This window comes from Methanolobus psychrotolerans, from assembly GCF_002243045.1.
GTDB lineage: Archaea > Halobacteriota > Methanosarcinia > Methanosarcinales > Methanosarcinaceae > Methanolobus > Methanolobus psychrotolerans.
In genome coordinates, this window is record NZ_MBKP01000017.1 from 19,135 (window position 1) to 41,959 (window position 22,825).

The window sequence follows — 22,825 nt, forward strand, 5'->3', positions numbered from 1 at the left end:
AAAATATTAAGGGATGAAGTATACAAATAATAGGTGATAATGGTGACTATCAACGTAAACAAATTCAAATGCGGATATTGTGGTGCATGCGTGGGCGTATGCCCGGCCGGCGCACTTGAATTGGTCGAAACCTGGATAGAAGTCAATGAGACATGTACCTCTTGTGGCATCTGTGCTAAGATATGCCCGGTTGGAGCTATTGAGGTGAAAAAGTGAAGAACGAGTATGATGTAATTGTCATAGGTGCAGGCCCGGCGGGCTCAATAGCAGCAAAAACAGCTGCATTAAAAGGTCTTGACGTTCTTCTAATAGAGAAAAGACAAGAAATAGGCGATCCTGTGAGGTGTGCGGAGGGTGTCAGTAAGATATGGTTAAGAAAACACATAGAACCTGACCACCGCTGGATCTGTGCAGATGTCAAGGGATCACGCATATATTCACCTGATGGCACTATGATCGAAATGGCAGAAGAGATTGCAGGCGGAGAAGTAGGATATGTCCTTGAACGCAAGCTCTTTGACAGGGCACTTGCCTACGAAAGCGCAAAAGCCGGTGCTGAAGTAATGGTAAAGACAAGGGCTATGGATCTGATAATGGAAAACGGTTTTGTAAGAGGTGTTAAAGTTATGCACCTTGGAGAAACATACGACATCCGTGCAAAAATCGTCATCGGTGCGGATGGTGTGGAATCAAAGGTTGGCAGATGGGCAGGCATCGATACATCTCTTAAACCGGCCGATATTGAAACCTGTGCGCAGTATCTTATGAGTGGTACAGGAATCGATCAGAACTATTGCTATTTTTACCTTGGAAACGACATAGCACCAGCAGGTTATGTATGGATATTTCCAAAAGGCGAGGATCTTGCAAATGTCGGAATAGGAATTCTTGGCAGCAAATCCGGAGGAAAGCATGCTGTTGACTACCTGAACGAATTTGTAAAGAAGACCTACCCAAATGCCAGGATCCTGGAAATGGATGTTGGTGGAGTGCCGGTAAGTGGTTCCATTGAAAAAACGATTGCAAATGGGCTTATGCTTATAGGAGATGCAGCCAGACAATCCGATCCGATCACTGGCGGAGGAATTATTAATGCGATGGAAGCTGGCAAGATTGCAGGAGAAGTCGCGTATAAAGCAATATCCAAAGGTGACGTTTCAACCAAAGCTCTTCAGGAATATGAAAACAAATGGCGTTCAACAATAGGATATGAGATCGATAACAGCCTTATAGTCAAAGAAACATTTACCAGCTTTACAGATAAAGAAATAGACTCACTGGCACATTCGCTGGAAGGTGTTAACTTCTCCAGCATGAGCCTTCTTGATCTGCTGTATGCACTTTTCAGGGCAAACAAGAAACTTCTGTGGGACCTGAGAGTGCTCTTTAAGAATGTAGTTAAGTATGAACTTGACTTTGAACGCTGACTGAACACGTTTTGTGTCGGTCACTGTACTTTTTTGTACTAATCCATATTTATAGCATAAAACACAACAATATGGAATACATATCATAAACAGTAGATTCCCGTAACTAACGTCTCCAGAATTCCGGCGTTAACATCACAATCACTGTGAATACCTCAAGTCTGCCAATCCACATATTTATTATCAGCACCAGTTTCCCGACAAATGGTACGACATCAAAGTTAGCCATAGGACCTACAAGGCCAAATCCAGGGCCTATGTTACCAAGTGTAGCTATGGAAGCTGTGATCGAGCTTACCAGGTCCAGCCCCATGAGCGAAAGAAGGGCTGTGGATACGGCAAATATCATGATATAAATAACTACAAAAGACACTATTGCTTGCATCACATCATCTGGAACGGTCTTCTCGTTGAATTTTATTGGTTTAACAGCCCTTGGATGCACGGATTTAAACAGGGCACGCTGTGCGTATTTGAGGAGCAAAAGGATCCTTACCACCTTGATACCCCCGGAAGTTGAACCGGCACATCCGCCTACGAACATGAGTGCAAGCAGGACTATTTTTCCAGAATCCGTCCATAAGTTAAAGTCCACTGTTGCAAATCCAGTACTTGTAGTAATAGAAATAACCTGGAAAACAGCATACCTGAAAGAATTAAAAATAGTCTCACCCATATCTTTCCAGAGACTGAAAGTCAGGACCAGCGTTGCAATGGCAATAACAAGTGAATAAAATTTGAATTCATCATCCTTAAAAAGACTTTTGCGATCTGTGTATAGTGTCCTGTAATGAAGCGCGAAGTTAGCTCCTGCAACAAACATGAAAAAAGTTATTATACCCTCTATCAAAGGACTGTCAAATGCAGCTATACTTTGGGAATATGGGGAAAAACCACCGCAAGCCATTGTGGTGAAAGTGTGTGTAACAGCATCATATAATGACATTTTAGCAAGTAAAAGAGCAATAACCTCTATTATGGAAATGAACACATACACCATCCATAGTATTTTTGCAGTTTCCCTAATCCTCGGTTTGATCTTATCTTCGGTAGGACCGGGAGCTTCTGCTCTGAACAACTGCCTGCCGGCAACACCAAGCTTTGGAAGAATAGCAATAAAGAGCATGATGATGCCCATTCCTCCGATCCATTGTGTCATACTGCGCCAGAAGAGTATGCTTTGGGAATGAGTTTCTATATCCAGAAGAACAGTAGCTCCAGTCGTCGTAAAACCGGACATTGATTCAAAAATTGCGTTAATTGGACTAAAACCATCTAACATGAAAGGAATTGAGCCGAACACAGCGGCTGCAAGCCATCCAAATGCAACAATGGCAAATCCTTCCCTTGCTTTCCACTCAGTTGTAGCTTTATATCGATGTGAAAGCAGGATGCCAGTCATACCTGTGATGATAACTGCAGCTAAAAACGGATATAAGGAATCGCCATAATAGACAGCCACACATAAGGGAACTAGCATTATAGCCCCGAGGAACCTGAGAAGTCCTCCCAGAACATTTAGTATGACACTGTAATTCAAATACGGCACCCCGATTAGCATTCATTTGAAGAGTTTCTCTACTGCTGCATTTGCAGACTGCAGAGAAAATACTACTACCCGGTCACCTTCCTCTATAACATATTCACCACGTGGAACCACGGTGTTGTCTTTATGGACAACCATACTGACAATTGCACCAGATGGGAACTTCACATTTTTCAGAGGTTTTCCTACTATTTTTGACTTTTTAGATGCAGTATACTCAATGATCTCGGCCTTTTCACCTTCAATGGTCGTTATAGATTCAACACCATGTCCGAAAGTAAGCTTTAATACCTCATTGACCGTGGCCTGCCTGGGACTTACGGCACTGTCCACACCGACCATTTCAAAAAGGGAAACATAATCAGATCTGTCTGCTCTTGCTATGACTTTCTTCACTCCCAACTGTTTGGCAAGCAATGAGCACAAAAGGTTTTTTTCATCGCTATTGGTCACTGATATGACAACGTCCATTTCAGAAACGCCTTCATCCTTTAAGAGGTTTATATCAGTTCCATCGCCATTGAGGACCAGAACTTCCGGAAGCTCTTCAGCTATAGCTATAGATCGTTCCTTGTCAGATTCTATGATCTTCAAATCAAATTCACTCTTTGCAACCATTCTTGCAAGATAGAACCCTACGATTCCACCCCCAATTATCATCACTTTACTTCTTTTGCCGGCTTTTTCACCAAACAGATCGCGCACTTCTTTCATTGCAGCTGGTTTTCCTATGACAACTATATGGTCATTGCCTTCTATGGTATCCTGACCATGAGGGATTATGACTTCTGCATTCCTGAAAAGAGCACTGACGATACAGCAATTTGCAAGGTGAAGCTCCTGCATATGTTTGCCCACAAGAGAATGGTCATCAGGAACTACAAACTCCATCATCTCGACTTTACCATCTGCAAAGTATTCCGCATCAATGGCCGAAGGAATCGCAAGTATCTTTGCAACCTCAGATGCAAGAGACAGCTCCGGACATACCATTATATCGATACCTATCTGAGGTCGTTTGGCCACAGGCTTATCAATATAATCCGGATTACTCACCCTGGCTACCGTTTTTAATTTATCTTTATCCTTGACAACGAGCTTGGAAGCCATGCAGGCAACTATATTAACCTCATCAGAACCCGTCACAGCCACCAACAGACCGGCTCCCTCCAGAAGATCCTGGAGTATAGACACATTGGCACCATTCCCATGCACAACATGGACATCAAGCTCATCTACACGCTCGCATGCATCTTCGCTCTGGTCTACGACCACAACATCGTTTGTCTGGTAAAGAGCCTTAGCGATATGATAGCCAACTTCACCAGCACCAATTATTACGATTTTCATAATATACCTTCAAAAGGCCATAAATAAGAGATTTAGATGATTACTGAAAACAAAATTGCACAATATCCGTACTGATCCCTAAAGATTACCACATATTCGACGAAGTAATATAAATAGCTTCACGAAAAAAGGTTCTCAAAAAATAAAATAAAAATAGAATACAATTTAATAGAAAAACTACATTCCAGTCTCAAAAGCACTTTTCATTTTTTCAAAGATACCTTTGCCGCCTTTTGGGCCTTTCATATCCGACCCCCCTTCAAGTATCTGGAATTTTTTTAGTAGTTCTTTTTGCTCTCCTGTGAGCTTTGTAGGCGTTTTAACAATAATCCTGACAAGCTGATCCCCTTGGGAGTTACCATGAAGATGAGGCATTCCCTTACCCTTCAGACGCAGTATAGAATGCGTCTGAGTTCCTGGCTTGATGCTCATTTTTACGTTTCCATGAAGAGTCGGGACCATTACATCCCCACCTAATGCAGCCATTGAGAAAGATATTGGTTGCTCGTAGAGGATATCATCACCCACCCGCTGGAACTTATCGTGTGGTTCCACATGGATCACAACATAAAGATCACCTGATGGTGCACCCGGACTTCCTTCCTCACCTTCGCCCCTTATTTTGAGACGAATCCCATTATCAGCACCTTTAGGAACTTTGACAGATATCTTACGGACCTTTTTTATCTTGCCTGTACCCTTACATGCAGGACATGGATCTTCAATAATCTCGCCTTGCCCATGACATGAATTACAAGTAGTCGTGGACATGAACCTTCCAAAAGGAGTATTACGTGCATGCGTTACCTGTCCGGCACCCTGACATGTCGGACATCGCTTTGGTTTTGTTCCGGCTTTTGCACCAGTACCACCACATGACTCACAATTTTCAGCTCGCGGAACATTGATAGTTGTGTCAACTCCCTGAGCTGCCTGTTCAAGAGTAACGGTCAAATCATACCGAAGGTCAGAACCTCTTGAGGGACCCTGCCTTCTTTGTCCACCACCAAAACCGCCAAAGCCACCGAATATGCCACCCAGTATGTCACCAAGATCTTCAAAGCCGCCAAAGTCTGCGTTCCTGAAGATATCTTCCTGACTATAACGGCCATCAATGCCAGCATGCCCAAACCGATCATACTGCTCTCTTTTTTCAGTATCAGAAAGAACAGCATACGCTTCGGAGATTTCTTTGAATTTTCCTTCAGCATCCGCTTCCTTGTTCTTGTCAGGATGATATTGCATCGCAAGTTTTCTGTAAGCTTTTTTGATCTCGGATTCCGTAGCATCCTTGGATATGCCTAATATTTCATAATAATCGCGTGTTGTGGACATGGATGATTCCTGTTGTGCTATGTGTAATTATCAAATTAAAATTAAAGTAGTAAGATACATTACAAATTAAAGTATCTTACCTTGATATTATCCATGTTTTAATTACTTAGTATCATCGACTACTTCATAATCGGCATCTACAATGGTTTCCTCACCAGAGTCTGCAGATGAACCAGACTCATCAGCAGAAGAGGCCGCAGATGCAGCTTCTTCCTGAGCCTTCTGGTACATTGCAGCGGATACATCGTAAACAGCAGTCTGAAGTGCTTCTGTCTTTGACTTGATAGCTTCGACATCATCGCTTTCAATGGCAGCCTTCAGATCACTGACTGCAGCCTCAACCTTTGACTTCTGCTCAGGTGTGGCTATATCTTCTGCTTCCTTGAGAGTCTTTTCAGCGGCATTCACAAGGGAATCAGCTGTGTTCTTAACTTCAACCTCTTCCTTGCGTTTCTTATCCTCTTCAGCATGTATTTCCGCATCCTTGACCATTTTGTCAATTTCTTCATCTGAAAGACCGCCTGGCTTCTGGATGGATATGGACTGCTCCTTTCCGGTCCCCTTGTCCTTTGCAGTGACATGCAGGATACCATTGGCATCAATATCAAATGTAACTTCAATCTGTGGAATACCCCTTGGTGCAGGAGGAATTCCATCAAGAATGAATCTTCCAAGAGTCTTGTTACCAGATGCTATACCCCTCTCACCCTGAAGCACATGGATCTCAACGGATGGCTGGCTGTCAGCGGCAGTAGAGAATATCTGACTCTTCTTAGTTGGAATGGTTGTGTTCCTTTCAATGAGAGGTGTTGATACGCCTCCGAGGGTTTCAATACCAAGAGTCAATGGATTCACATCAAGAAGAAGTACATCATGAACCTCTCCACCAAGTACACCGGCCTGTATTGCCGCACCAACTGCTACAGCTTCATCCGGATTTATGTTCTTATATGGATCCTTATCGGTTGCCTTCTTCACTGCTTCTGCTACAGCAGGCATCCTTGTGGAACCTCCGACAAGAAGTACTCTGTCAAGGTCCTTTGCAGTAAGCTTTGCATCTTTCATTGCCTGATTGACAGATACCATGGTCCTGTCAAGCAGGTCAGAAGTCATCTTCTCAAACTGTGCCCTTGTGAGATCGATATCAATGTGTTTTGGCTGTCCATTGGCATCTGCAGTAATGAATGGAAGATTGACGTTTGTGGAAGATACACCTGAAAGTTCGATCTTTGCTTTTTCAGCAGCATCCTTAAGGCGCTGTAATGCTGCCTTGTCCTTGGAAAGGTCGATACCTTCAGTCTTCTTGAACTCCTCAGTAAGGTAGTCTACGATCCTTTGGTCAAAGTCATCTCCACCAAGATGAGTGTCCCCACTTGTTGAAAGAACTTCAAATACTCCACCACCAAGCTCAAGGATGGATACATCAAAAGTACCGCCTCCAAGGTCGTAGATGAGAATCTTGTGATCTTCCTCGTCCCTATCAAGACCATAGGCAAGAGCCGCTGCGGTTGGCTCGTTGATAATCCTCATAACTTCAAGGCCGGCAATGGTACCTGCATCCTTTGTAGCTTGCCTCTGTGAATCATTGAAGTATGCAGGAACAGTGATTACTGCCTGTGTAATGGTTTCTCCAAGGTAAGCCTCTGCATCTTCTTTCAACTTACGCAGTATCATTGCAGATATCTCCTGAGGAGAATACTCTTTATCACTAAGCTTCACGCGATAATTAGACTCTCCCATATGCCTTTTGATAGAGCTTACACTGTTTTCTGCGTTGGTAATAAGCTGCCTTTTGGCAACCTGACCTACCAGTTTCTCACCCTTCTTTGAGAAACCAACAACGGAAGGAGTTGTTCTTCCTCCCTCTGCATTCGGAAGAATTGTTGGTTCTCCACCTTCGATAACAGCCATACAGGAATTTGTAGTTCCCAGATCAATTCCCAATATCTTTCCCATAATATAACCTCTTTTGTGAATTCATTATAATTGCAACTGATAATTGTACTTTATTTCTATTGAAGATATCCTTTACAAGGATTAAAGTTCTACAACTGTGTTAAGGATTATTTCTCTGTTTTCTTTGAAACAGTCACCATTGCAGGTCTTATCACCTTTGAGTGCAGATAATACCCGGGTTTACATACATCCACCACGACATTATCATCATGCTCCGGATGTTCCACGTGCATCATTGCTTCATGAAGGTAAGGATCAAATTCAGTACCTTTACACTCTATCTTTTGAAGACCTTCCTTTTCAAGTATTCCGGCAAATTGCTTAAAGACCATCTCAACACCTTTAATGACAGATGAGACATCGTCGGTCTGCTTTGCGGATTCAAGTGCACGTTCAAAGTTGTCATATACTTCAAGTAATTCTACGATCATCTGTTCAACTGCAAATTTGCGATACTCATCTCTTTCGCGAACACTTCTCTTTCGGAAGTTATCAAATTCTGCAGTCAGGCGCAGAAGTTTATCCCGAAGTTGTGTAGCTTCGTCCTCTGCAGGAGTGATTTCAACTTTGCCTTCTTCAACTTGGTTAGAGTCTAAATCTTCACAATTCTCTGGTCCATTAGCCATTCTAAATATCTCCGCATATTCTGTGCGCGGTTATGTGCATTCGAACTAGTGATTGTTTGATGTTCTATAAATAAGTTACGGTAAAATACTCTGTTTTGGAGAGATAAAATCCACAAAAAAGAAATAAAATCACCATTCAAACAAATCAAAACCTTCTCAAAAAGCCCCTTTGAATTTGTGCTGCAAAACACGGATCAGGAACATGCTGGCAATCATACACACTGCAAGTGCGGAAACGACCTGTTCCCACTCAAGCCCTGTACCACCATCAAGGACATACTTCACACCGCTGAAAAAAGCTGTTGCTGAGAACGTGGCGCTCACCGCAACTATTGACCCCCCTACAAGAGAACCCATATAATCAGCACCTCGCGATTCAAAAAAGACCGAACCTGCTATGAATATCACTGCAAAGACAAGAAGCATTACAGCCATTGGAACCGGAGTTGAACCGGTTTTCGCCATACTCATGAGCCCAATGGCGACACCAACCATGAAAACTGCCATGGTAGTAGAAACTGCCAATGCCTGCACAAAAGGGTTTTCAGTATTTACAACCATATTCATCCCAGTCCTTAATCGGCAATCATAGTATATATGTATTGTTAATATATAGATGAGAAGAATATATTTAAAAGAGACTCAACGCTTGCTTAAATACAGATATATTGCAAGGCAAATCCACTCGATGGTTTTGAGAGAAGAGAGCTCAGACACAAACCATCGTGGAAACTCCACCTACTCAACAAAGAGAGAAACAAAGACCCCAACGTGCACGCACTTTCGATTGAGAATTATTAGCCCCTTAACCCTCATTTAATTCAGTATCATTCCTGATATATAACATAATGTCGATGTAAATTAGTACATTATATCAAATTATAATGCCATTATATTTTGAATGGCATTGTTCAGTAACATACAGATAAGACAATTAAATCCCAATCCGGATTTTTAGCATCGTTTTAAAAAATGACCCATATAAATTAATATTAATCTGTAAAACAGGACATTAATAGTAAAGGATATATCAAATAATGCAGTTGCATCCAACATGAAGATACTGCTTGCAGAATATGCGGTGGGAATAGGACTGAGAGGTACACTGCTACTAGAAGGCAAGGCTATGCTTGGCACGCTTGCCGATAGTTTTCATCGTACAGGACATGATGTTACCTACCTCACTGCAGGAAGCAGGCTAAAAAACGGAACTGCCATTGAATCAAACGAAGAAACGTTTAAAAACGAACTGGAAGAGGCTGCGAAGCAAAATGAGGCATGTCTTGTAATAGGACCAGATGAACTCCTGGGCGATCTGACAGATATAATTGAAAGGAATACGGTCAATCTTGGATGTCCTACAAAGTCTGTACGACTTTGTGCTGATAAATTAATGTGTACACAGGTGCTTGAATCTAATTCCATAAGTGTTCCAAAAATAGTAAGTGAAGGACATGAAAAAAGGTACGTCATCAAACCGAGGTTTGGATGTGCATCCGAAGGAGTAAAAATGACCCTGCTGGACAATATGAGAAAAGAGAAGGAAGAATATATCGCAACTGAGTACATAGAAGGTGAACATCTTAGTGTAAGTATGGTATGCGGACAGCGGACACTTCCACTGAGCCTGAACAAGCAGCTGATCGAATTAAATAACGATAATGGCGATATTATCTTTGACTATAAAGGTAACCAGGTACCGTACAGGACAGAGTATGAGAACGAAGTATTTCAGGTTGCAAAAAGAACAGTTGAAACGCTTGGGTGTAATGGGTACGTCGGAATTGACATTGTTTATGGGGACATGCCTTATGTTATTGATGTTAACCCCCGCCCTACAACTGCAATCTTTGGCCTGGTAAAGACACTTAAGGAAGAGATTGGAGAACTTCTGCTTATGAATATGTTTGGAAAACTTCCCGACTCGGTAAGTCTTGAAGGGGAGTGTTCTTTCACCAAAGATGACATTGAGGACATCACATGAGAATAATCGGAGTCGATATAGGTGGCGCGAATACAAAAATAGCGTCTGCCGACGGAGAGATCATCGAACTGCATTATATACCGTTGTGGAAAGACACAACATTACCTGCTTCTCTGGAAGATATTGCAGAGGATTTGCAACCTGATAAAGTCAGTGTAGTCATGACAGGAGAGCTTGCAGATTGTTTTGAGGACAAGCTGCAGGGAATTGATTTTATAATGCGCTCCGTAAATGATGCTTTTGATTGTGAGGTTAAGTACATTGACAATAGCGGATATTTCTATGGGGATTCAGGAAACCTACGGGACCTTGCTGCCGCAAACTGGGCAGCATCTACCAGACTAATTGGTTCGGAAATAGGCGATTGCATTTTTGTAGATGTCGGAAGCACGACCAGTGACATCATCCCCATTAAACATGGAAAACATGTTGCAGGACTTACGGATTTTTCAAGGCTTGTTCGAAGCGAACTTTTTTATGCAGGAACACTCAGGACAAACCTTGCATACCTGCTTGAAAAGGTAAAGGTTGCAGATGGGGATTGCCATATTGCATCCGAACTGTTCTCAACCAATGCTGACGCATACCTTCTGCTTGGAGATATATCAGAGGATCTGTACACATGCGAAACTGCTGATGGCGCAGGCAAGAGTAAAACAGATGCAATGAGAAGACTGGCACGCGTTGTATGCGCAGACCTTACGGAGATTTCGGCGGACGAAATATACCACATTGCTCAGCAGGTAAAGGAAAGACAACTGGATCTGTTGAGCAAATCCATATCAGTGATTGCTGAAAGGAACGGACTTGACAGGATAGTATCTGCCGGCATAGGGGAATTCCTCATAAAAGATGCAGCAGAAAGACTTGGTTTTGAATGTATTTCTGTTGCCAAAAGATGGGGGCCTGATATTTCAAAGGTATTCCCCGCATATGCTGCAGCGAAGATACTTGAAGATGAAATAACTGCCTCAAGAAAAGAATAGATACATTGAGATATATATCTAATGAATAGGAGGAAGGTCAGAATGAGGGTGGTTGTGAAACTTGGCGGAAGTCTTATGAAGAACTCATCTTCCATTATTGACTCCCTGCAAGAGCATTTCGGAAGAAGCAACAGAGGAGATTCGATATTGGTGGTTCCCGGAGGAGGGATTTTTGCAGATTCCATCCGCACCATTAGTGATAAATGTTCCATTGGAGATGATGCAGCTCACTGGATGGCGATTCTTTCAATGGAACAATATGCCTATTACATTATAGATAAGACAGGCATAAACTCGGTTGAAAATATCATTGATATCCCTTGTGGTGTCTCTGTATTGTTGCCTTATAGTATGCTCAGGCAAAATGACAGGCTGCCACACTCATGGAATGTTACCTCAGATACCATCGGTGCATGGATTGCAAGGGAAACAAAATCACGTTTTGTGAAGGTAACCGATGTTGACGGAGTTATCGCAGATGACATTATACAAAAATGGATGACTGCCAGGGAGCTTTCAAAGATGGGCATCACATGCATAGACAGCTCACTGCCAGGATTTCTGATGGAAAACATGATGGACTGTGTCGTTGTCAATGGAATGTATCCCGAGCGAGTCATTGACGCTGTTATCGGAAAAAATGTAATTGGAACTCATATCAAGGGGAATATTTAAATTATATACTGCGTATGTACTGAAATCACTGACATGCTGATTTTCAGTATTTATATTAATCACGTATTATTCATCGTAAGGAGATTCTAAATGGTAAATAAAGTCGAGACTTGTACCACATGCAACAAGAAGCTTGTGGAAAACGGCTATGTGCGCTTCCCATGCCCTGTATGTGGCAATGAGCTTGGAAGATGTATAAGCTGCAGGCAGCAGAGCAATCCGTATAAATGCCCAAAATGTGGCTTTGTTGGAGCATGAGGTGAGTTTATGGGAGAAGTCGCAGCAACTATTAAGATCATGCCTGTCGGCCTTGAGACAAACCTCGAAGAGCTAAAGGACAATCTGATCGCATCACTTCCAGAGGGCGCAGAGTACGGCACCCACAAGATAGAACCAGTTGCTTTCGGACTGAAGGCAATCATAATGGTCGTTATTGTCGGCGACCTTGAAGGCGGTACTGAGAGTGTAGAAGAAGCCTTTGCAGCAGTAGAAGGTGTTGAGAGCGTAACAGTGACAGAAGTTGGAAGACCTGTCTGAAACCTCTCTTTTACTTTTCTTTTTTTTATTGTTTTTAAACATTGTACTTTTCTTGGGCTCGTAGATCAGGGGTAGATCGTTACGTTCGCAACGTAAAGGCCGCGGGTTCAAATCCCGCTGAGTCCATGATAGTAAGAATTTCTGTTTTGATCAGTTCCAATTGAACATAAATATGAACATACTTTTCACCAACGACACTATTTTTTCATTATTCAATCATATTGTTAACCTAAAATTCACTACCAACATCCAGCCCCCCATTACCCTAGTCTGGCAAGCATAGTTATTTATATTAATGAATCCTTTTCGATTATTGACAGTTAACTTACTTGCGGGTTAAGAAAAGGATTATTCCATTTGGCTACTTCTTTTAGGTTAATTGCTAAGCAAAGAGTGCATCGTATGGATTACGGGATAAGGGTTCCCGTCTCAATGGAAACTGCTACAGCATCACAATCAAAGGCATCGCAAGAAAGATTATACTATCGCTTGTATCCTGGTTTGTGGGTTTGTTTCGGCTACAAAAATTGTAGACTCGTAGAATCAAATTGAACGAATCGTGCGAAATTCTTAACGCAAAGTTAACAGGTCAGATAAACAACAAAGGAAATAAAATAAATGAGAGACAATAAAGGCAGCGGTGGATTCAGAGGCGGAAACAACAGAAGTGAAGGCAGAAGCGAAGGCGGATTTAGAGGCGGTTCAGGTGGATCCAGAGGCGGTTCAGGTGGATTCAGAGGAGGAAACGGCGGCGGAAACTTCAGGTCAAGCGGTCCAAGAGAGATGCACAAAGCAGTGTGCTCAGACTGCAAACAGGAAACAGAAGTACCTTTTGTTCCTTCCGGTGACAGACCTGTGTACTGCAGGGAATGCTTCCAGAAACACAGACCACCAAGATACTAAACAATATTAGATCATTTGGTCTGATATAAAACAATAATTCAAAAAGAGGCAAAGTATTTGTATGCTTTGCCAATACCCTTTTTAAAGATACATATTTTGCACTACATTCAATGTTCTACATTCAATGTTACATTTCTTCACATCTTTTTTTACTCATCACAAAGAAAAAACATGTTAAACACCCATACAAACAACCATATCAAAAAAACAAACATCAGCATCCGATTTCGGTATTCTTTCATCAGTTTCATTGATGGTAACAAAGACATGTGATATGGGAATAGAACGAAAAATAAGGAAAGAACAACATCATGCGTTCTTTATCCATTACCAGATTGTTTTGTAGTTATCACCCTGATCCCACTTATTCACTATCTTTTAATGGATTCAATGAAGAATAAATGCTTCTGACACCTTCCATGACCTTAAAACCCTTGCCTGTTATCATATAATCTCCCCTTTCATGCCTCTGGATTATCATGCCTTTCTCAACCAGTTTCTGAAGATGGAATAGCAAGTTACCACCACGAAGACCTGTAAGACTTGAAAGAGATGAAAAACTTTTGGTTTCACCTGAAATTGCCTTCAGTATCTCAAAGCGCTTCTGATGACACAGAGGCTCAAGTATATCATCAACTACTACTTCCGATGGGAGCTGCCTGAGAACCTGCTTCCTCCCCTTGTTGGTTTCATATATCCTCATAGAACGCATGAGGGTCACCTGTTTTGACATGATATCCGAGGCCTCAGAAAAACAGATATCACACTTATCGTATGGAACCATTGTCCGAAGATGTTTCAATTCAAGACGATTCTCTTCAATCGATGCTTCTTTTACATGTTCATTCCTGATAAGACCTGCATTCTTTTGCAATACATTTGACAAGAGAGTTTTACACTCGCCACGCATCTCACATTTTTTCACCATATTCTTTTCAAGGCTTGTGCCTGCATCTTCCATAAGATGCCGGACAAAGATGTCTGAATAATCAGCCTTCATGTCCCGGACGACTGAATCAAGTTGCTGGTGATTAGTCGAGTCTATGAACAACCTTATGTCATTGTGAATATCGGAAAGCTTGAGCTTTATATCAGAAAGTTCAGAATCAAAATCATAGTTCTGTTGCATAGTGAAACATATGGAATTATGAATTAAATAGGTTTTCTTATAATACTTAAAGGTCAATGAGATATACTGAACTATAGTTAGTACATTCCAATGCCGATTAAGTATATATCAAGAACTCTCCTATTAAGTATTGCTGATAAGTCCCCGAGATAAAACAGCATCAAACACCCAAAAAATGTACAAAATGGAGATAAACATATGAGTATAAAAGAAGACATACACAGCCAGATAATTAGCGGACTTGCAAATGCAACTTTCCCGATCGAAACACCTGAAAAGCTGCTTGCATCGTTCCCTGCAGGAGCAGAAACCACATGTAAATCAGGAGATGTATCAGTAACTGCCGGAGAAGCAGGTACATTGCTTAAGGAAAGTGACTTCCCTTTTAAAAGTGCAAAGGAAGTTGCAGACATAATCGTTGAAAGGGCAGGACTTTAAGCCCTTTTCATCCCTTAATTACTGTTTTATCCTTTTTTAGCACTTTTACGTAAAATAACCCTTGTTCATCTCTTTTTTATCTGAAAGCAGACCACTCAAAACACTTTATTAGTATTAAGCAGATTCAAAGTGGGGTCAAAATGGCTAGTAATATGGATCTGACATTGTTTACTGACATAGAGATTATTTTTGGATTTTCGATACTTATACTTCTACTGTTCCACAGGATCAAGCTATCACCAGTCCTTGGCTTCCTGGTAACTGGAATAATAGCAGGACCTCATATGCTCGGTATTATTAATGAAGTGGAACAAGTAGAGATACTTGCAGAAATAGGAATAATCCTGTTGCTATTCACAATCGGTGTTGAGATGTCCATTAAAGAGCTATGGGACATCAAAAGATTCGTACTGGTAGGCGGCGGCCTGCAAGTCATGATCACCACCGCCCTGGTATATTACATTTCCCTTTATGCAGGGTATAGCCCCAGTACCGCCCTTTTCCTGGGATTCCTGATTTCCCTTAGCAGCACAGCAATCGTGCTTAAACTGCTTCAGGAAAAAGGTGAAATGTATACCCCTTACGGCAAGATATCTCTTGGCATACTGATATTCCAGGACATAGTAATAGTACCAATGATACTACTGACACCGATACTTGCAGGTGTGCCTTCCACTTCCGGAGACAGTCCTGCCATATTCCTCCTGAAAGGGATTGGCATAGTACTGTTTGTTATCGTGAGCGCAAGATGGATAATGCCTGCACTGCTCTTCAAAATAGTGAAAACCCGAAACCGGGAACTTTTTCTTTTGACCATTCTATTCACTGTCTTTGGGACAGCATGGCTTACTTCCGAAGCAGGACTGTCGCTGGCCCTTGGGGCGTTCCTGGCAGGTCTGATTATATCGGAATCAGAGTACAGCCATCAGGCAATCGGAAATATGATGCCTTTCAAGGATGTTTTTATAAGCTTCTTTTTTGTATCCATTGGAATGCTGATGGATGTCAGTTTCTTCCTGGATAACATCACTATTCTGCTTGTATTGGCAGCAGTGGTCATATTCCTTAAATCTGCAACTGCCGGACTTGTTACATTCATACTGGGCTATCCACTCAGAACCACACTTATAACCGGAATGGCACTTGCACAGGTGGGAGAGTTCTCATTTATCCTTTCAAGTTTCGGACGGGAATATGGTCTGCTGGATGACATGCTGTACCAGAGTTTCCTCGCAGTCTCGATAGTTACCATGGCGGCAACACCCTTTGTAATGACATCCTCACACCGCATCTCACATGAGATCCTAAAAAGGACTACCAACCGCATACTTATCAACGGCATCTCTTCAAAGAGTATGGAACCGCTAAAAGAAGAAGAGGACATTCATGACCATCTGATCATCATAGGATACGGCTTTAACGGCAAAACTGTCTCGAACGCTGCAAAGACCGCAGGCATTCCTTATGTGATTATTGAAACAAATCCTGAGACCGTGCGCAATGAAAGACAGCACGGGGAAAGAATCCACTATGGGGACGCCACTCACGAGGTAGTACTTAATGCTGCAAATATAAAATCTGCCAGAGTGCTGATCGTTGGTATCTCGGATTACATCGGAACCAGGACGATAATTCAGGTTGCAAGGAGAATGAATCCCGAATTATATATCATCGCAAGGACACGGTATATGAATGAGATAGGAATGCTCAGCCAAATGGGAGCAAATGAAATAATTCCAGAAGAATATGAAACATCTGTCGAGATATTCAGCCGCTTGCTTAAAAAATACCTTGTTCCGGAAGAGGACATTTTTAAGTTCACAAGAGAAATACGTTCAAACGGTTATTCTATGTTGCGCAAGCACTCAATTGAGGATAGAAAGAGCACATTTAACCTCAAAGATGATCTGCCAGGGGTGGATGTGACATCTTTTAAAATTAAAGAAAACTGTGTCCTTCATGGAAACACCCTGATAGAAGCGAATCTAAGGAACATGTACGGTGCAACGGTGCTGGCAATTCGAAGAGGGGAGGAGATAATCGCAAACCCCGGAGGAGATACGCAGTTGTTGTCAGGTGATCTGTGTATCGTGCTCGGGAAACCGGAGAAGTTATGCCAGCTGAGGATATTCCTGGAAGGGGAGGGAGAGGCAGGTTCATCCCCGACTTGCTCGCTCTGATCGCAGCAACTCTCCCCCATGGTAAAAAAAATCACATTCTATATCAACAATCCATTTGACTGTTGAGCAAGATGAAATTCGATCGAATACCAATTGGAAGATTTTCCCTGATGACGCACCTGACACAGAAAGCTCTCCGCTTCTATGACAAGAAAGGACTTCTTGTACCGGAAGCAAAAGATGCATTCACAGGCTATCGTTGCTACACGTCTGCCCAGATAGAGAGGGGCATTAAGATACGCACCCTTTCCTGGATGGGATTTTCACTTGATAAGATAGCAACGCTACTGGATGCACAGGAGCAGGGCGACAGTGCTATTATCAGAGAACTTATGCAGGAAAGATGTGCGCACACAGAGAAAGAGATCCGGAGACTGCAGAAAGTACAACAGGTCTTGCTCGGACAAAAAGACACATTGGAGTTGTATAGTATGTCAGTATCAGAACCCACGATTAAAGAATTACCACAAATACGTGTATTAAGCAAAAGTGAAACCGGAAGTTATGAGGTAACGATTGGAAAACTTATAGGAGAATTATTCGGCTTCATCGAGACAAGGAACAATCCGCGCAGCAACATAAAGATAACAGGCCCTTGCATGTTCATCTGTCACGATGAGGAATATAGGGAAACAGATGCAGAGATAGAAGTTGCTATTCCAATATCAGGAAGTATTTCCATAGATGACCTTGATGTAAACCTTACAACACTTCCTGCTGCCAGGGTGGTCTCAGCCATACATACGGGCCCATATAATGAAGTAGGAGTTGCCTACACCCATCTCTTTGAGTATATGAAGGAACATGGACTGGAACCTGCAGGACCTTCAAGGTCGTTATATATTAATGATCCTGACGAGGTTCCCGAAGAAGAGCTGATGACCGAAGTACAGCTACCTGTCAGATAAACACTGCCCATATGGAAGGTGAAGAAAGAAAAGTCTACTCAAAAGCAGTACTTTTCCTGAGAGAACGGTTTGTGCGTATCACTGAAGATGAGAACGCTCAGAAGATCAACACCTACTTCAACAGAAAAAAGATCCAATCCTTGAGGACGTACAACAAAGAAGAATGATCTTCCTTTACAGTTCTAATTACTGAAGAACGGATAATTAATTATACAATTATCCATTACACTTTTTGGATAACAGTCTTTGCTAAGTTATTATGTGAGCCATTAGAACTTCTGCTTTTAACTGCTGATAACAACGAACCATCAATTCCGGACTGGCCGTCATTTCCACGATATTAAAATCAAAGAGCTTTGCAAACTCCTTTACCTTCGGCTCAAACTCTTTTTCATAACTCAGTCCCGTATCCATCTTAGCTACATTCTTATAGCCAGCATAATCAAAGACAAACTTTGACAGTTTTATATTATCCGAATCCGGTGTCATGCCTGCAGACACTACCATTTCACGCCAGTGGGCAGCCCACATGGGTGTCATAAAGAAAGTCCCAACGCCATGAAAACTCTTAAGTTTCTCAAGATAAGCAGCTCTTCCGCCAAGTACTGCACCAATACAATCATCTATAATATCCCCGTTGTCCTCTTTTAGTATACGGACCGGACACGGAAGGTCTGCAAGTTCTTTATCTACTTTACCGAGAACATTACCACAGAGACCGTAGAAAAGTAGAATGCCATCTGAATATTCTGACATCTCACGGACTTTATCATAAACAACCTTTTTGAGATTATCAGGTTTGGCATGCAGAGCCAGTTCAAGCATTTCGACGATTATGGTGAGATTCCCTTTATTCAGGCGCCCTGATATCTCACTTTCCAAAACCAGATCATATTCAGAACCTGTATCCCTTAGTTTGTCAGTAAGTCCACCACAATCGGCATTATTCACAATCAACAGGCTGTTTATAAGAGAATCTTTTTCGATAATATGGATTATTTCATCCTCAAACATCCGACAGGCAATGAAAGTCAGTACCGGCATATTGTAGAACCTCTTGAAAGATATAGAGTATATAGGAGGTGAATTAGGATACTATTATAATCTGACGCTTCATAAAGTAAAATATAAACTCTTTTGAGATAATATTAGGTTCAAATATTGAACAGGAGGATAAATGAGCTATTTTTATCTGGCATTTGCAATTATGTTCGAAATCTGTGGAACCACATGCATGAAACTGTCCGAAGGATTTACAAAACCACTGCCATCCATATTGATATTTATGTTCTATGGCATTAGTTTCATAGCCTTTACCATTGCTCTGAAAAAGATAGATGTGAGCGTTGCCTATGCCATCTGGGCAGGGCTTGGGGTTGCAATGATATCGTTGATAGGACACATCGGATTCAACGAACCGATGCCTCTAGTCAGGATAGCCTCTCTAACACTGATAGCCCTTGGAGTGATTGGACTTCACCTGAGCACCAGCGTCAATTAAAATCATTCGTCATATGTAAGGTAAATGAATATTTAGCAAGTTAAACTGTTAAAGAAGCAAAAGAAGGCTTTTATCTACAGTTTTTACTAAAAGATCAACTCATACCTTGGGCATCACCAGCATATTTGTATGCCTTTCAGGCTCCCCTGAGTATCTCCTTTTTGAACATCCCATACTCATCAAAGCCCTTATGGATCAAGACAAGAATACCTAAAAGCAGATTCACCATTGTTGTTACGTAAATGGCTAACATGATCGCTATCTGGTATTCTATTGCGACCATAGGACTTGCACCGGCAAGTATCTGCCCAGTCATCATGCCGGGAATGAAAACGATACCTATTGTAGCCATATTTGCAATAGTGGGTTTCATTGCCACCCTCATGCTCCTACGGAGATAGGGGAGAAGTGCCTCGGTCTTTTCGGCTCCCATTGACAAGTTGAAAAGGTAACGGTTCTCGTTTCTCCGAATCTCGGTGCAGAAGTTTTCCATTCCCACAACATTGGCCCTCAGGGAATTGCCAAGCACCATACCAGCTATGGGAATCAGATAGCGTGCATCAAATAAGTCATTCAGGTTGACGATAAACCTGTTGAAATAGAGAAGCATGGAATAATTGGTGACGACCATTGATATGATCAGCATGGGGAATAAATATTTAGTTTTCAGTTCCGCATTCTTCAGCACGGTATGGGATGCTACAAAGACCATGACAAACACCCAGAGTATGTTCAGCCCTGCACTGTTCAGTTCAAAGAGGAATGTAAGGAACACGCCTACAAAGGCGAGCTGGAGGATCATCCTGATAACACCTTCAACTGTGGAAGATATCAGCTTCAGCCGGAGATGGTAACTAATAAACACAGGAATGAGCAGTAGCAGGAATGAGAAGAGCAGACCCGTCAGGCCGATCTCGTATGTTTCCATCAGTTAGCCTCCGCTGAAAAGTCAATGACCCTGATACCCCCAGTCCCGGCATCACCGGTGTTCAAATATTCCCACTCCCTATCATGAGATATTGCCAGTACGGTCCATTCTGGATTCCCAAAGAACAAATCCACTACTTTCTTTTTCAGGATACTGTCAAGTTCTGCTGTGACCTCATCAAGCAGAAAGATATCTTTACATGATAACAAAGCCATAACAAGAGTTATCCTTTGCTTTTCCCCTCCTGAGAGTTTCATATATTCCTTTTTAAGGATTTCGTGAGGCAGGGACAGGTAAGACAACAGTTCATCAAGCTTGTTCCTGTCAAAGACATCCCTGTTAGCCTTGAATGAGAATACTTCATCAAGCAGTTCAGAAACCTGGCCCTCACCAATATCAGTATCCTGAGATACATAGGCTACCCTCTTTCGTAGATCCCATATAGAATCCCTGTCTAATAGTACACCGTTAAGGTATATCGTGCCGGAACTCTGCATACCGAATCCCATTATCTGTCTTAAAAGGGTTGATTTACCAACGCCGGACTGTCCTTTTATAAGGATTTTATCTCCCCTTCCAACCAATAGGTTAAAATCAGACAGAATTGATTTTCCGCCATATTGGACAGAAAGATTGTGAATATTCAATACTTCCATTTATAGCATTCTCCAGCCGTATACAATAATCAATCCTTGAAAGCATATATAGACATACATTAATCATATAGGTTTTTATGGATTTTGTATATATATGGGACTCATGATTATATATAATCAGCTTGTAGTATGCCTTGGGTTGGTACAATCAAGAACTTACAACTCTGCCCCCGATTAATAACAACCAACCCAATCTTCTTTTTTAGCAGACTCGATTCAGAAGTAGAACTTTCATAGTATAAAGGCTTTAAATGAAAAAAACACATAAGGTATTCTATGAGCAAAAATTCACTAACTGAGGGACAAAAAGCTCCTGAGTTTTGCCTCCCGGACCAGAATGGAAATGAAGTATGCCTGAAAGATTTTAAAGGCAAGTGGATTGTTCTTTATTTTTATCCCAAAGATAATACTTCAGGATGTACAAAAGAAGCACAGGACTTTACGGCCCTGAAGGATGCTTTTACTTCAGAGAATGCAGTGATACTTGGATTAAGCAAGGACAGCGTCAAATCACATATAAGCTTCATTGAGAAAAAAGAACTTGGTATCACACTTCTCTCTGATGAAGACACAGCTGTTCATAAGAAGTATGATGTGTGGAGGATGAAGAAAAACTATGGCAAGGAATACATGGGTACTGTCAGGAGTACTTTCCTTATTGATCCTGATGGAATGTTGGTGAAAGTGTGGGACAATGTGAAGACAAGCGAGCATGCTGAGAAGGTGTTTGAGGTGCTCAGGGAGATAAGGTCAAAGTAAGGATTTTTGGTTTTTTGGTGCGCCTGGAAAATGTGGAAAGTGCACTATTGGATTTTGGCGAGTGGAATAAAAATAAACGTATTACTCCTGTTGGGTGGGAGATGCGTGGGCTTTGGAGTGAGTTTAACACTATATAAGAGAGAAGAAGATTCAGAATAATAAAGAAAAGGAAAATAGATATCATATAGGTAGAAGATGCCTGACCTTCGTAAATATGATAATATATCCAAGTGCCAGCATCAAAAGAGATATTATCCATGCCCACCGGAGGATTCTTCCAAGATTCTCGGGCTGGAGTAGTTTTTGAAAAAAACGGTCGGCCATGTTTGGCCGATCATCTGGAACATCGTTCATAACAAAAAGAATATCAAAGGACTATCCTTTGATCCTCTTTAATCTGAAGGTGTTTTCCCTTTCCATCTCTTCGAGACGGAGCCTGATGAAGGTCATTGCTTCCTGAAGTTCCGGTATTACTTTAAATTCGAGAGCATTGACACGTCTTTTAGTCTTCTCGATATCATCAAGAAGCTTTTTCATGGTAGTCTCAATCTCTGCTGCAAGGATAATCTTTTCGACAAGATGCTCATAGGCATCTGCTGCCTCATCAGTATATGAACTGGTACCAAGAATACCATAACCACGTTCGTTTATGGACTTCTTTACACTGGATGACTCGATCTTTGGAACGACAACACCCATGATATTGCGACTTTCCAGTTCAATCTCAGGCTTGCTCTTAAGTGCAAAAGCTGTGGATTTGACGGTAATAGTACCGTCAACAGCATTTGCAATACCTATCTTCCGGGAAGCATCTTCATAGGCGGCATCCAGCTCGGTCCTTACATCCTTTGCTTTGTTGAGGATCTCAAAGAACTCAAGGATAAGACCATCCCTTTTCATCTTGAGCAGCTTGTGGCCACCTTGGGAGAGTTGGATCTTCTTCTTAAGTTCGATAAGTTCGGAACGAGTTGGTTTTACATCTTTTGCGCCCATGTGGAATC

Annotated in this window: 26 protein-coding genes and 1 tRNA gene; 15 read left to right on the forward strand and 12 right to left on the reverse strand. The window is 41.8% G+C overall.

Features of this window, described 5'->3' with window-relative positions:
* The first annotated feature begins 39 nt into the window (after positions 1 to 39).
* Positions 40 to 216 (forward strand): 4Fe-4S binding protein, encoded by a 177-nt coding sequence (locus BB781_RS07095; protein ID WP_242492570.1) that lies wholly within the window; start codon positions 40 to 42, stop codon positions 214 to 216.
* Positions 213 to 1,427, forward strand: a complete 1,215-nt coding sequence (locus tag BB781_RS07100) for an NAD(P)/FAD-dependent oxidoreductase (RefSeq protein ID WP_094227806.1) — start codon at positions 213 to 215, stop codon at positions 1,425 to 1,427. The genes BB781_RS07095 and BB781_RS07100 overlap by 4 nt, the downstream gene beginning before the upstream one ends.
* 106 nt (positions 1,428 to 1,533) lie before the next feature.
* On the opposite strand, the gene BB781_RS07105 is transcribed toward BB781_RS07100, so the two are convergent.
* The 6 genes from BB781_RS07105 to BB781_RS07130 all read right to left on the reverse strand — a co-directional run bounded on the left by BB781_RS07105 (position 1,534) and on the right by BB781_RS07130 (position 8,807).
* A complete protein-coding gene (locus tag BB781_RS07105; RefSeq protein ID WP_094227862.1) occupies positions 1,534 to 2,967 on the reverse strand; it encodes a TrkH family potassium uptake protein in 1,434 nt (477 codons plus the stop codon).
* Between the two features lie 21 nt (positions 2,968 to 2,988).
* On the reverse strand, positions 2,989 to 4,323 hold the full coding sequence (gene trkA / locus BB781_RS07110) for a Trk system potassium transporter TrkA (protein WP_094227807.1): 1,335 nt from the start codon (positions 4,321 to 4,323) through the stop codon (positions 2,989 to 2,991).
* A 177-nt stretch (positions 4,324 to 4,500) separates the two neighbouring features.
* Positions 4,501 to 5,658 (reverse strand): molecular chaperone DnaJ, encoded by a 1,158-nt coding sequence (gene dnaJ, locus BB781_RS07115; protein ID WP_094227808.1) that lies wholly within the window; start codon positions 5,656 to 5,658, stop codon positions 4,501 to 4,503.
* 102 nt (positions 5,659 to 5,760) lie between these two features.
* The gene (gene dnaK / locus BB781_RS07120) at positions 5,761 to 7,614 is read right to left on the reverse strand and encodes a molecular chaperone DnaK (protein WP_094227809.1); all 1,854 of its coding nucleotides are present in this window, start codon (positions 7,612 to 7,614) and stop codon (positions 5,761 to 5,763) included.
* 107 nt (positions 7,615 to 7,721) lie between these two features.
* The gene (grpE, locus tag BB781_RS07125; protein ID WP_094227810.1) at positions 7,722 to 8,240 is read right to left on the reverse strand and encodes a nucleotide exchange factor GrpE; all 519 of its coding nucleotides are present in this window, start codon (positions 8,238 to 8,240) and stop codon (positions 7,722 to 7,724) included.
* A 156-nt stretch (positions 8,241 to 8,396) separates the two neighbouring features.
* The gene (locus BB781_RS07130; RefSeq protein WP_094227811.1) at positions 8,397 to 8,807 is read right to left on the reverse strand and encodes a heat-shock protein; all 411 of its coding nucleotides are present in this window, start codon (positions 8,805 to 8,807) and stop codon (positions 8,397 to 8,399) included.
* Positions 8,808 to 9,294: 487 nt separating this feature from the next.
* Here BB781_RS07130 and BB781_RS07135 point away from each other — a divergent pair, with 487 nt between their 5' ends.
* The 7 genes from BB781_RS07135 to BB781_RS07165 all read left to right on the forward strand — a co-directional run bounded on the left by BB781_RS07135 (position 9,295) and on the right by BB781_RS07165 (position 13,325).
* On the forward strand, positions 9,295 to 10,224 hold the full coding sequence (locus BB781_RS07135; protein ID WP_242492571.1) for an ATP-grasp domain-containing protein: 930 nt from the start codon (positions 9,295 to 9,297) through the stop codon (positions 10,222 to 10,224).
* Positions 10,221 to 11,210 (forward strand): hydantoinase/oxoprolinase family protein, encoded by a 990-nt coding sequence (locus BB781_RS07140; RefSeq protein ID WP_094227812.1) that lies wholly within the window; start codon positions 10,221 to 10,223, stop codon positions 11,208 to 11,210. Before BB781_RS07135 ends, BB781_RS07140 begins: the two co-directional genes overlap by 4 nt.
* 42 nt (positions 11,211 to 11,252) lie before the next feature.
* On the forward strand, positions 11,253 to 11,885 hold the full coding sequence (locus BB781_RS07145) for an amino acid kinase family protein (protein ID WP_094227813.1): 633 nt from the start codon (positions 11,253 to 11,255) through the stop codon (positions 11,883 to 11,885).
* A 90-nt stretch (positions 11,886 to 11,975) separates the two neighbouring features.
* Complete coding sequence (locus tag BB781_RS07150) at positions 11,976 to 12,143, forward strand: zinc finger domain-containing protein (protein ID WP_094227814.1); 168 nt, start codon at positions 11,976 to 11,978, stop codon at positions 12,141 to 12,143.
* A gap of 9 nt (positions 12,144 to 12,152) precedes the next feature.
* On the forward strand, positions 12,153 to 12,422 hold the full coding sequence (locus BB781_RS07155; protein ID WP_094227815.1) for an elongation factor 1-beta: 270 nt from the start codon (positions 12,153 to 12,155) through the stop codon (positions 12,420 to 12,422).
* A gap of 54 nt (positions 12,423 to 12,476) precedes the next feature.
* Positions 12,477 to 12,548 (forward strand) — tRNA-Ala (locus BB781_RS07160).
* Positions 12,549 to 13,040: 492 nt separating this feature from the next.
* Positions 13,041 to 13,325, forward strand: a complete 285-nt coding sequence (locus BB781_RS07165; protein WP_094227816.1) for a CxxC-x17-CxxC domain-containing protein — start codon at positions 13,041 to 13,043, stop codon at positions 13,323 to 13,325.
* 364 nt (positions 13,326 to 13,689) lie between these two features.
* Here the strand turns inward: BB781_RS07165 and BB781_RS07170 are convergent, their stop codons facing one another.
* Positions 13,690 to 14,454 carry a winged helix-turn-helix domain-containing protein gene (locus BB781_RS07170; protein ID WP_094227817.1) on the reverse strand — a complete coding sequence of 255 codons (765 nt, stop codon included), beginning with the start codon at positions 14,452 to 14,454 and terminating at the stop codon, positions 13,690 to 13,692.
* A gap of 198 nt (positions 14,455 to 14,652) precedes the next feature.
* Here BB781_RS07170 and BB781_RS07175 point away from each other — a divergent pair, with 198 nt between their 5' ends.
* The 4 genes from BB781_RS07175 to BB781_RS15675 all read left to right on the forward strand — a co-directional run bounded on the left by BB781_RS07175 (position 14,653) and on the right by BB781_RS15675 (position 18,147).
* Positions 14,653 to 14,892, forward strand: coding sequence for an MTH865 family protein (locus tag BB781_RS07175; protein WP_094227818.1), 240 nt, complete (start codon positions 14,653 to 14,655; stop codon positions 14,890 to 14,892).
* Between the two features lie 140 nt (positions 14,893 to 15,032).
* Complete coding sequence (locus BB781_RS07180) at positions 15,033 to 17,072, forward strand: cation:proton antiporter domain-containing protein (RefSeq protein WP_340637514.1); 2,040 nt, start codon at positions 15,033 to 15,035, stop codon at positions 17,070 to 17,072.
* A gap of 71 nt (positions 17,073 to 17,143) precedes the next feature.
* On the forward strand, positions 17,144 to 17,980 hold the full coding sequence (locus tag BB781_RS07185) for a MerR family transcriptional regulator (RefSeq protein ID WP_094227819.1): 837 nt from the start codon (positions 17,144 to 17,146) through the stop codon (positions 17,978 to 17,980).
* Positions 17,981 to 17,991: 11 nt separating this feature from the next.
* Positions 17,992 to 18,147 (forward strand): hypothetical protein, encoded by a 156-nt coding sequence (locus BB781_RS15675; RefSeq protein ID WP_164997807.1) that lies wholly within the window; start codon positions 17,992 to 17,994, stop codon positions 18,145 to 18,147.
* Positions 18,148 to 18,229: 82 nt separating this feature from the next.
* Here BB781_RS15675 and BB781_RS07190 read toward each other — a convergent pair whose 3' ends face one another.
* The gene (locus BB781_RS07190) at positions 18,230 to 19,024 is read right to left on the reverse strand and encodes a DUF1638 domain-containing protein (protein ID WP_094227820.1); all 795 of its coding nucleotides are present in this window, start codon (positions 19,022 to 19,024) and stop codon (positions 18,230 to 18,232) included.
* A 133-nt stretch (positions 19,025 to 19,157) separates the two neighbouring features.
* Here BB781_RS07190 and BB781_RS07195 point away from each other — a divergent pair, with 133 nt between their 5' ends.
* Entirely contained in the window at positions 19,158 to 19,481 is a 324-nt protein-coding gene (locus tag BB781_RS07195; protein WP_094227821.1) for a DMT family transporter, read from the forward strand.
* Positions 19,482 to 19,617: 136 nt separating this feature from the next.
* On the opposite strand, the gene BB781_RS07200 is transcribed toward BB781_RS07195, so the two are convergent.
* Both BB781_RS07200 and BB781_RS07205 read right to left on the reverse strand, forming a co-directional pair.
* A complete protein-coding gene (locus tag BB781_RS07200) occupies positions 19,618 to 20,409 on the reverse strand; it encodes an ABC transporter permease (protein ID WP_094227822.1) in 792 nt (263 codons plus the stop codon).
* Positions 20,409 to 21,065 carry an ABC transporter ATP-binding protein gene (locus BB781_RS07205; protein ID WP_094227823.1) on the reverse strand — a complete coding sequence of 219 codons (657 nt, stop codon included), beginning with the start codon at positions 21,063 to 21,065 and terminating at the stop codon, positions 20,409 to 20,411. The genes BB781_RS07200 and BB781_RS07205 overlap by 1 nt, the downstream gene beginning before the upstream one ends.
* Positions 21,066 to 21,341: 276 nt before the next feature.
* Here BB781_RS07205 and bcp point away from each other — a divergent pair, with 276 nt between their 5' ends.
* A complete protein-coding gene (bcp, locus tag BB781_RS07210; RefSeq protein ID WP_094227824.1) occupies positions 21,342 to 21,824 on the forward strand; it encodes a thioredoxin-dependent thiol peroxidase in 483 nt (160 codons plus the stop codon).
* Between the two features lie 180 nt (positions 21,825 to 22,004).
* Here bcp and BB781_RS15680 read toward each other — a convergent pair whose 3' ends face one another.
* Positions 22,005 to 22,178, reverse strand: coding sequence for a hypothetical protein (locus BB781_RS15680; protein WP_164997808.1), 174 nt, complete (start codon positions 22,176 to 22,178; stop codon positions 22,005 to 22,007).
* Positions 22,179 to 22,199: 21 nt separating this feature from the next.
* Positions 22,200 to 22,817, reverse strand: a complete 618-nt coding sequence (locus BB781_RS07215; protein ID WP_094227825.1) for a V-type ATP synthase subunit D — start codon at positions 22,815 to 22,817, stop codon at positions 22,200 to 22,202.
* Positions 22,818 to 22,825 lie beyond the last annotated feature (8 nt).

Excerpts from the sequence above, each read along its gene's own strand:
- BB781_RS07095 (WP_242492570.1), top strand. The coding sequence starts at position 40 with ATGGTGACTATCAACGTAAACAAATTCAAATGCGGATATTGTGGTGCA.
- trkA (WP_094227807.1), bottom strand. The coding sequence starts at position 4,323 with ATGAAAATCGTAATAATTGGTGCTGGTGAAGTTGGCTATCATATCGCT.
- dnaJ (WP_094227808.1), bottom strand. The coding sequence starts at position 5,658 with ATGTCCACAACACGCGATTATTATGAAATATTAGGCATATCCAAGGAT.
- dnaK (WP_094227809.1), bottom strand. The coding sequence starts at position 7,614 with ATGGGAAAGATATTGGGAATTGATCTGGGAACTACAAATTCCTGTATG.
- grpE (WP_094227810.1), bottom strand. The coding sequence starts at position 8,240 with ATGGCTAATGGACCAGAGAATTGTGAAGATTTAGACTCTAACCAAGTT.
- BB781_RS07130 (WP_094227811.1), bottom strand. The coding sequence starts at position 8,807 with ATGAATATGGTTGTAAATACTGAAAACCCTTTTGTGCAGGCATTGGCA.
- BB781_RS07135 (WP_242492571.1), top strand. The coding sequence starts at position 9,295 with ATGAAGATACTGCTTGCAGAATATGCGGTGGGAATAGGACTGAGAGGT.
- BB781_RS07140 (WP_094227812.1), top strand. The coding sequence starts at position 10,221 with ATGAGAATAATCGGAGTCGATATAGGTGGCGCGAATACAAAAATAGCG.
- BB781_RS07145 (WP_094227813.1), top strand. The coding sequence starts at position 11,253 with ATGAGGGTGGTTGTGAAACTTGGCGGAAGTCTTATGAAGAACTCATCT.
- BB781_RS07150 (WP_094227814.1), top strand. The coding sequence starts at position 11,976 with ATGGTAAATAAAGTCGAGACTTGTACCACATGCAACAAGAAGCTTGTG.
- BB781_RS07155 (WP_094227815.1), top strand. The coding sequence starts at position 12,153 with ATGGGAGAAGTCGCAGCAACTATTAAGATCATGCCTGTCGGCCTTGAG.
- BB781_RS07165 (WP_094227816.1), top strand. The coding sequence starts at position 13,041 with ATGAGAGACAATAAAGGCAGCGGTGGATTCAGAGGCGGAAACAACAGA.
- BB781_RS07170 (WP_094227817.1), bottom strand. The coding sequence starts at position 14,454 with ATGCAACAGAACTATGATTTTGATTCTGAACTTTCTGATATAAAGCTC.
- BB781_RS07175 (WP_094227818.1), top strand. The coding sequence starts at position 14,653 with ATGAGTATAAAAGAAGACATACACAGCCAGATAATTAGCGGACTTGCA.
- BB781_RS07180 (WP_340637514.1), top strand. The coding sequence starts at position 15,033 with ATGGCTAGTAATATGGATCTGACATTGTTTACTGACATAGAGATTATT.
- BB781_RS07185 (WP_094227819.1), top strand. The coding sequence starts at position 17,144 with ATGAAATTCGATCGAATACCAATTGGAAGATTTTCCCTGATGACGCAC.
- BB781_RS15675 (WP_164997807.1), top strand. The coding sequence starts at position 17,992 with ATGGAAGGTGAAGAAAGAAAAGTCTACTCAAAAGCAGTACTTTTCCTG.
- BB781_RS07190 (WP_094227820.1), bottom strand. The coding sequence starts at position 19,024 with ATGCCGGTACTGACTTTCATTGCCTGTCGGATGTTTGAGGATGAAATA.
- BB781_RS07195 (WP_094227821.1), top strand. The coding sequence starts at position 19,158 with ATGAGCTATTTTTATCTGGCATTTGCAATTATGTTCGAAATCTGTGGA.
- BB781_RS07200 (WP_094227822.1), bottom strand. The coding sequence starts at position 20,409 with ATGGAAACATACGAGATCGGCCTGACGGGTCTGCTCTTCTCATTCCTG.
- BB781_RS07205 (WP_094227823.1), bottom strand. The coding sequence starts at position 21,065 with ATGGAAGTATTGAATATTCACAATCTTTCTGTCCAATATGGCGGAAAA.
- bcp (WP_094227824.1), top strand. The coding sequence starts at position 21,342 with ATGAGCAAAAATTCACTAACTGAGGGACAAAAAGCTCCTGAGTTTTGC.
- BB781_RS15680 (WP_164997808.1), bottom strand. The coding sequence starts at position 22,178 with ATGAACGATGTTCCAGATGATCGGCCAAACATGGCCGACCGTTTTTTT.
- BB781_RS07215 (WP_094227825.1), bottom strand. The coding sequence starts at position 22,817 with ATGGGCGCAAAAGATGTAAAACCAACTCGTTCCGAACTTATCGAACTT.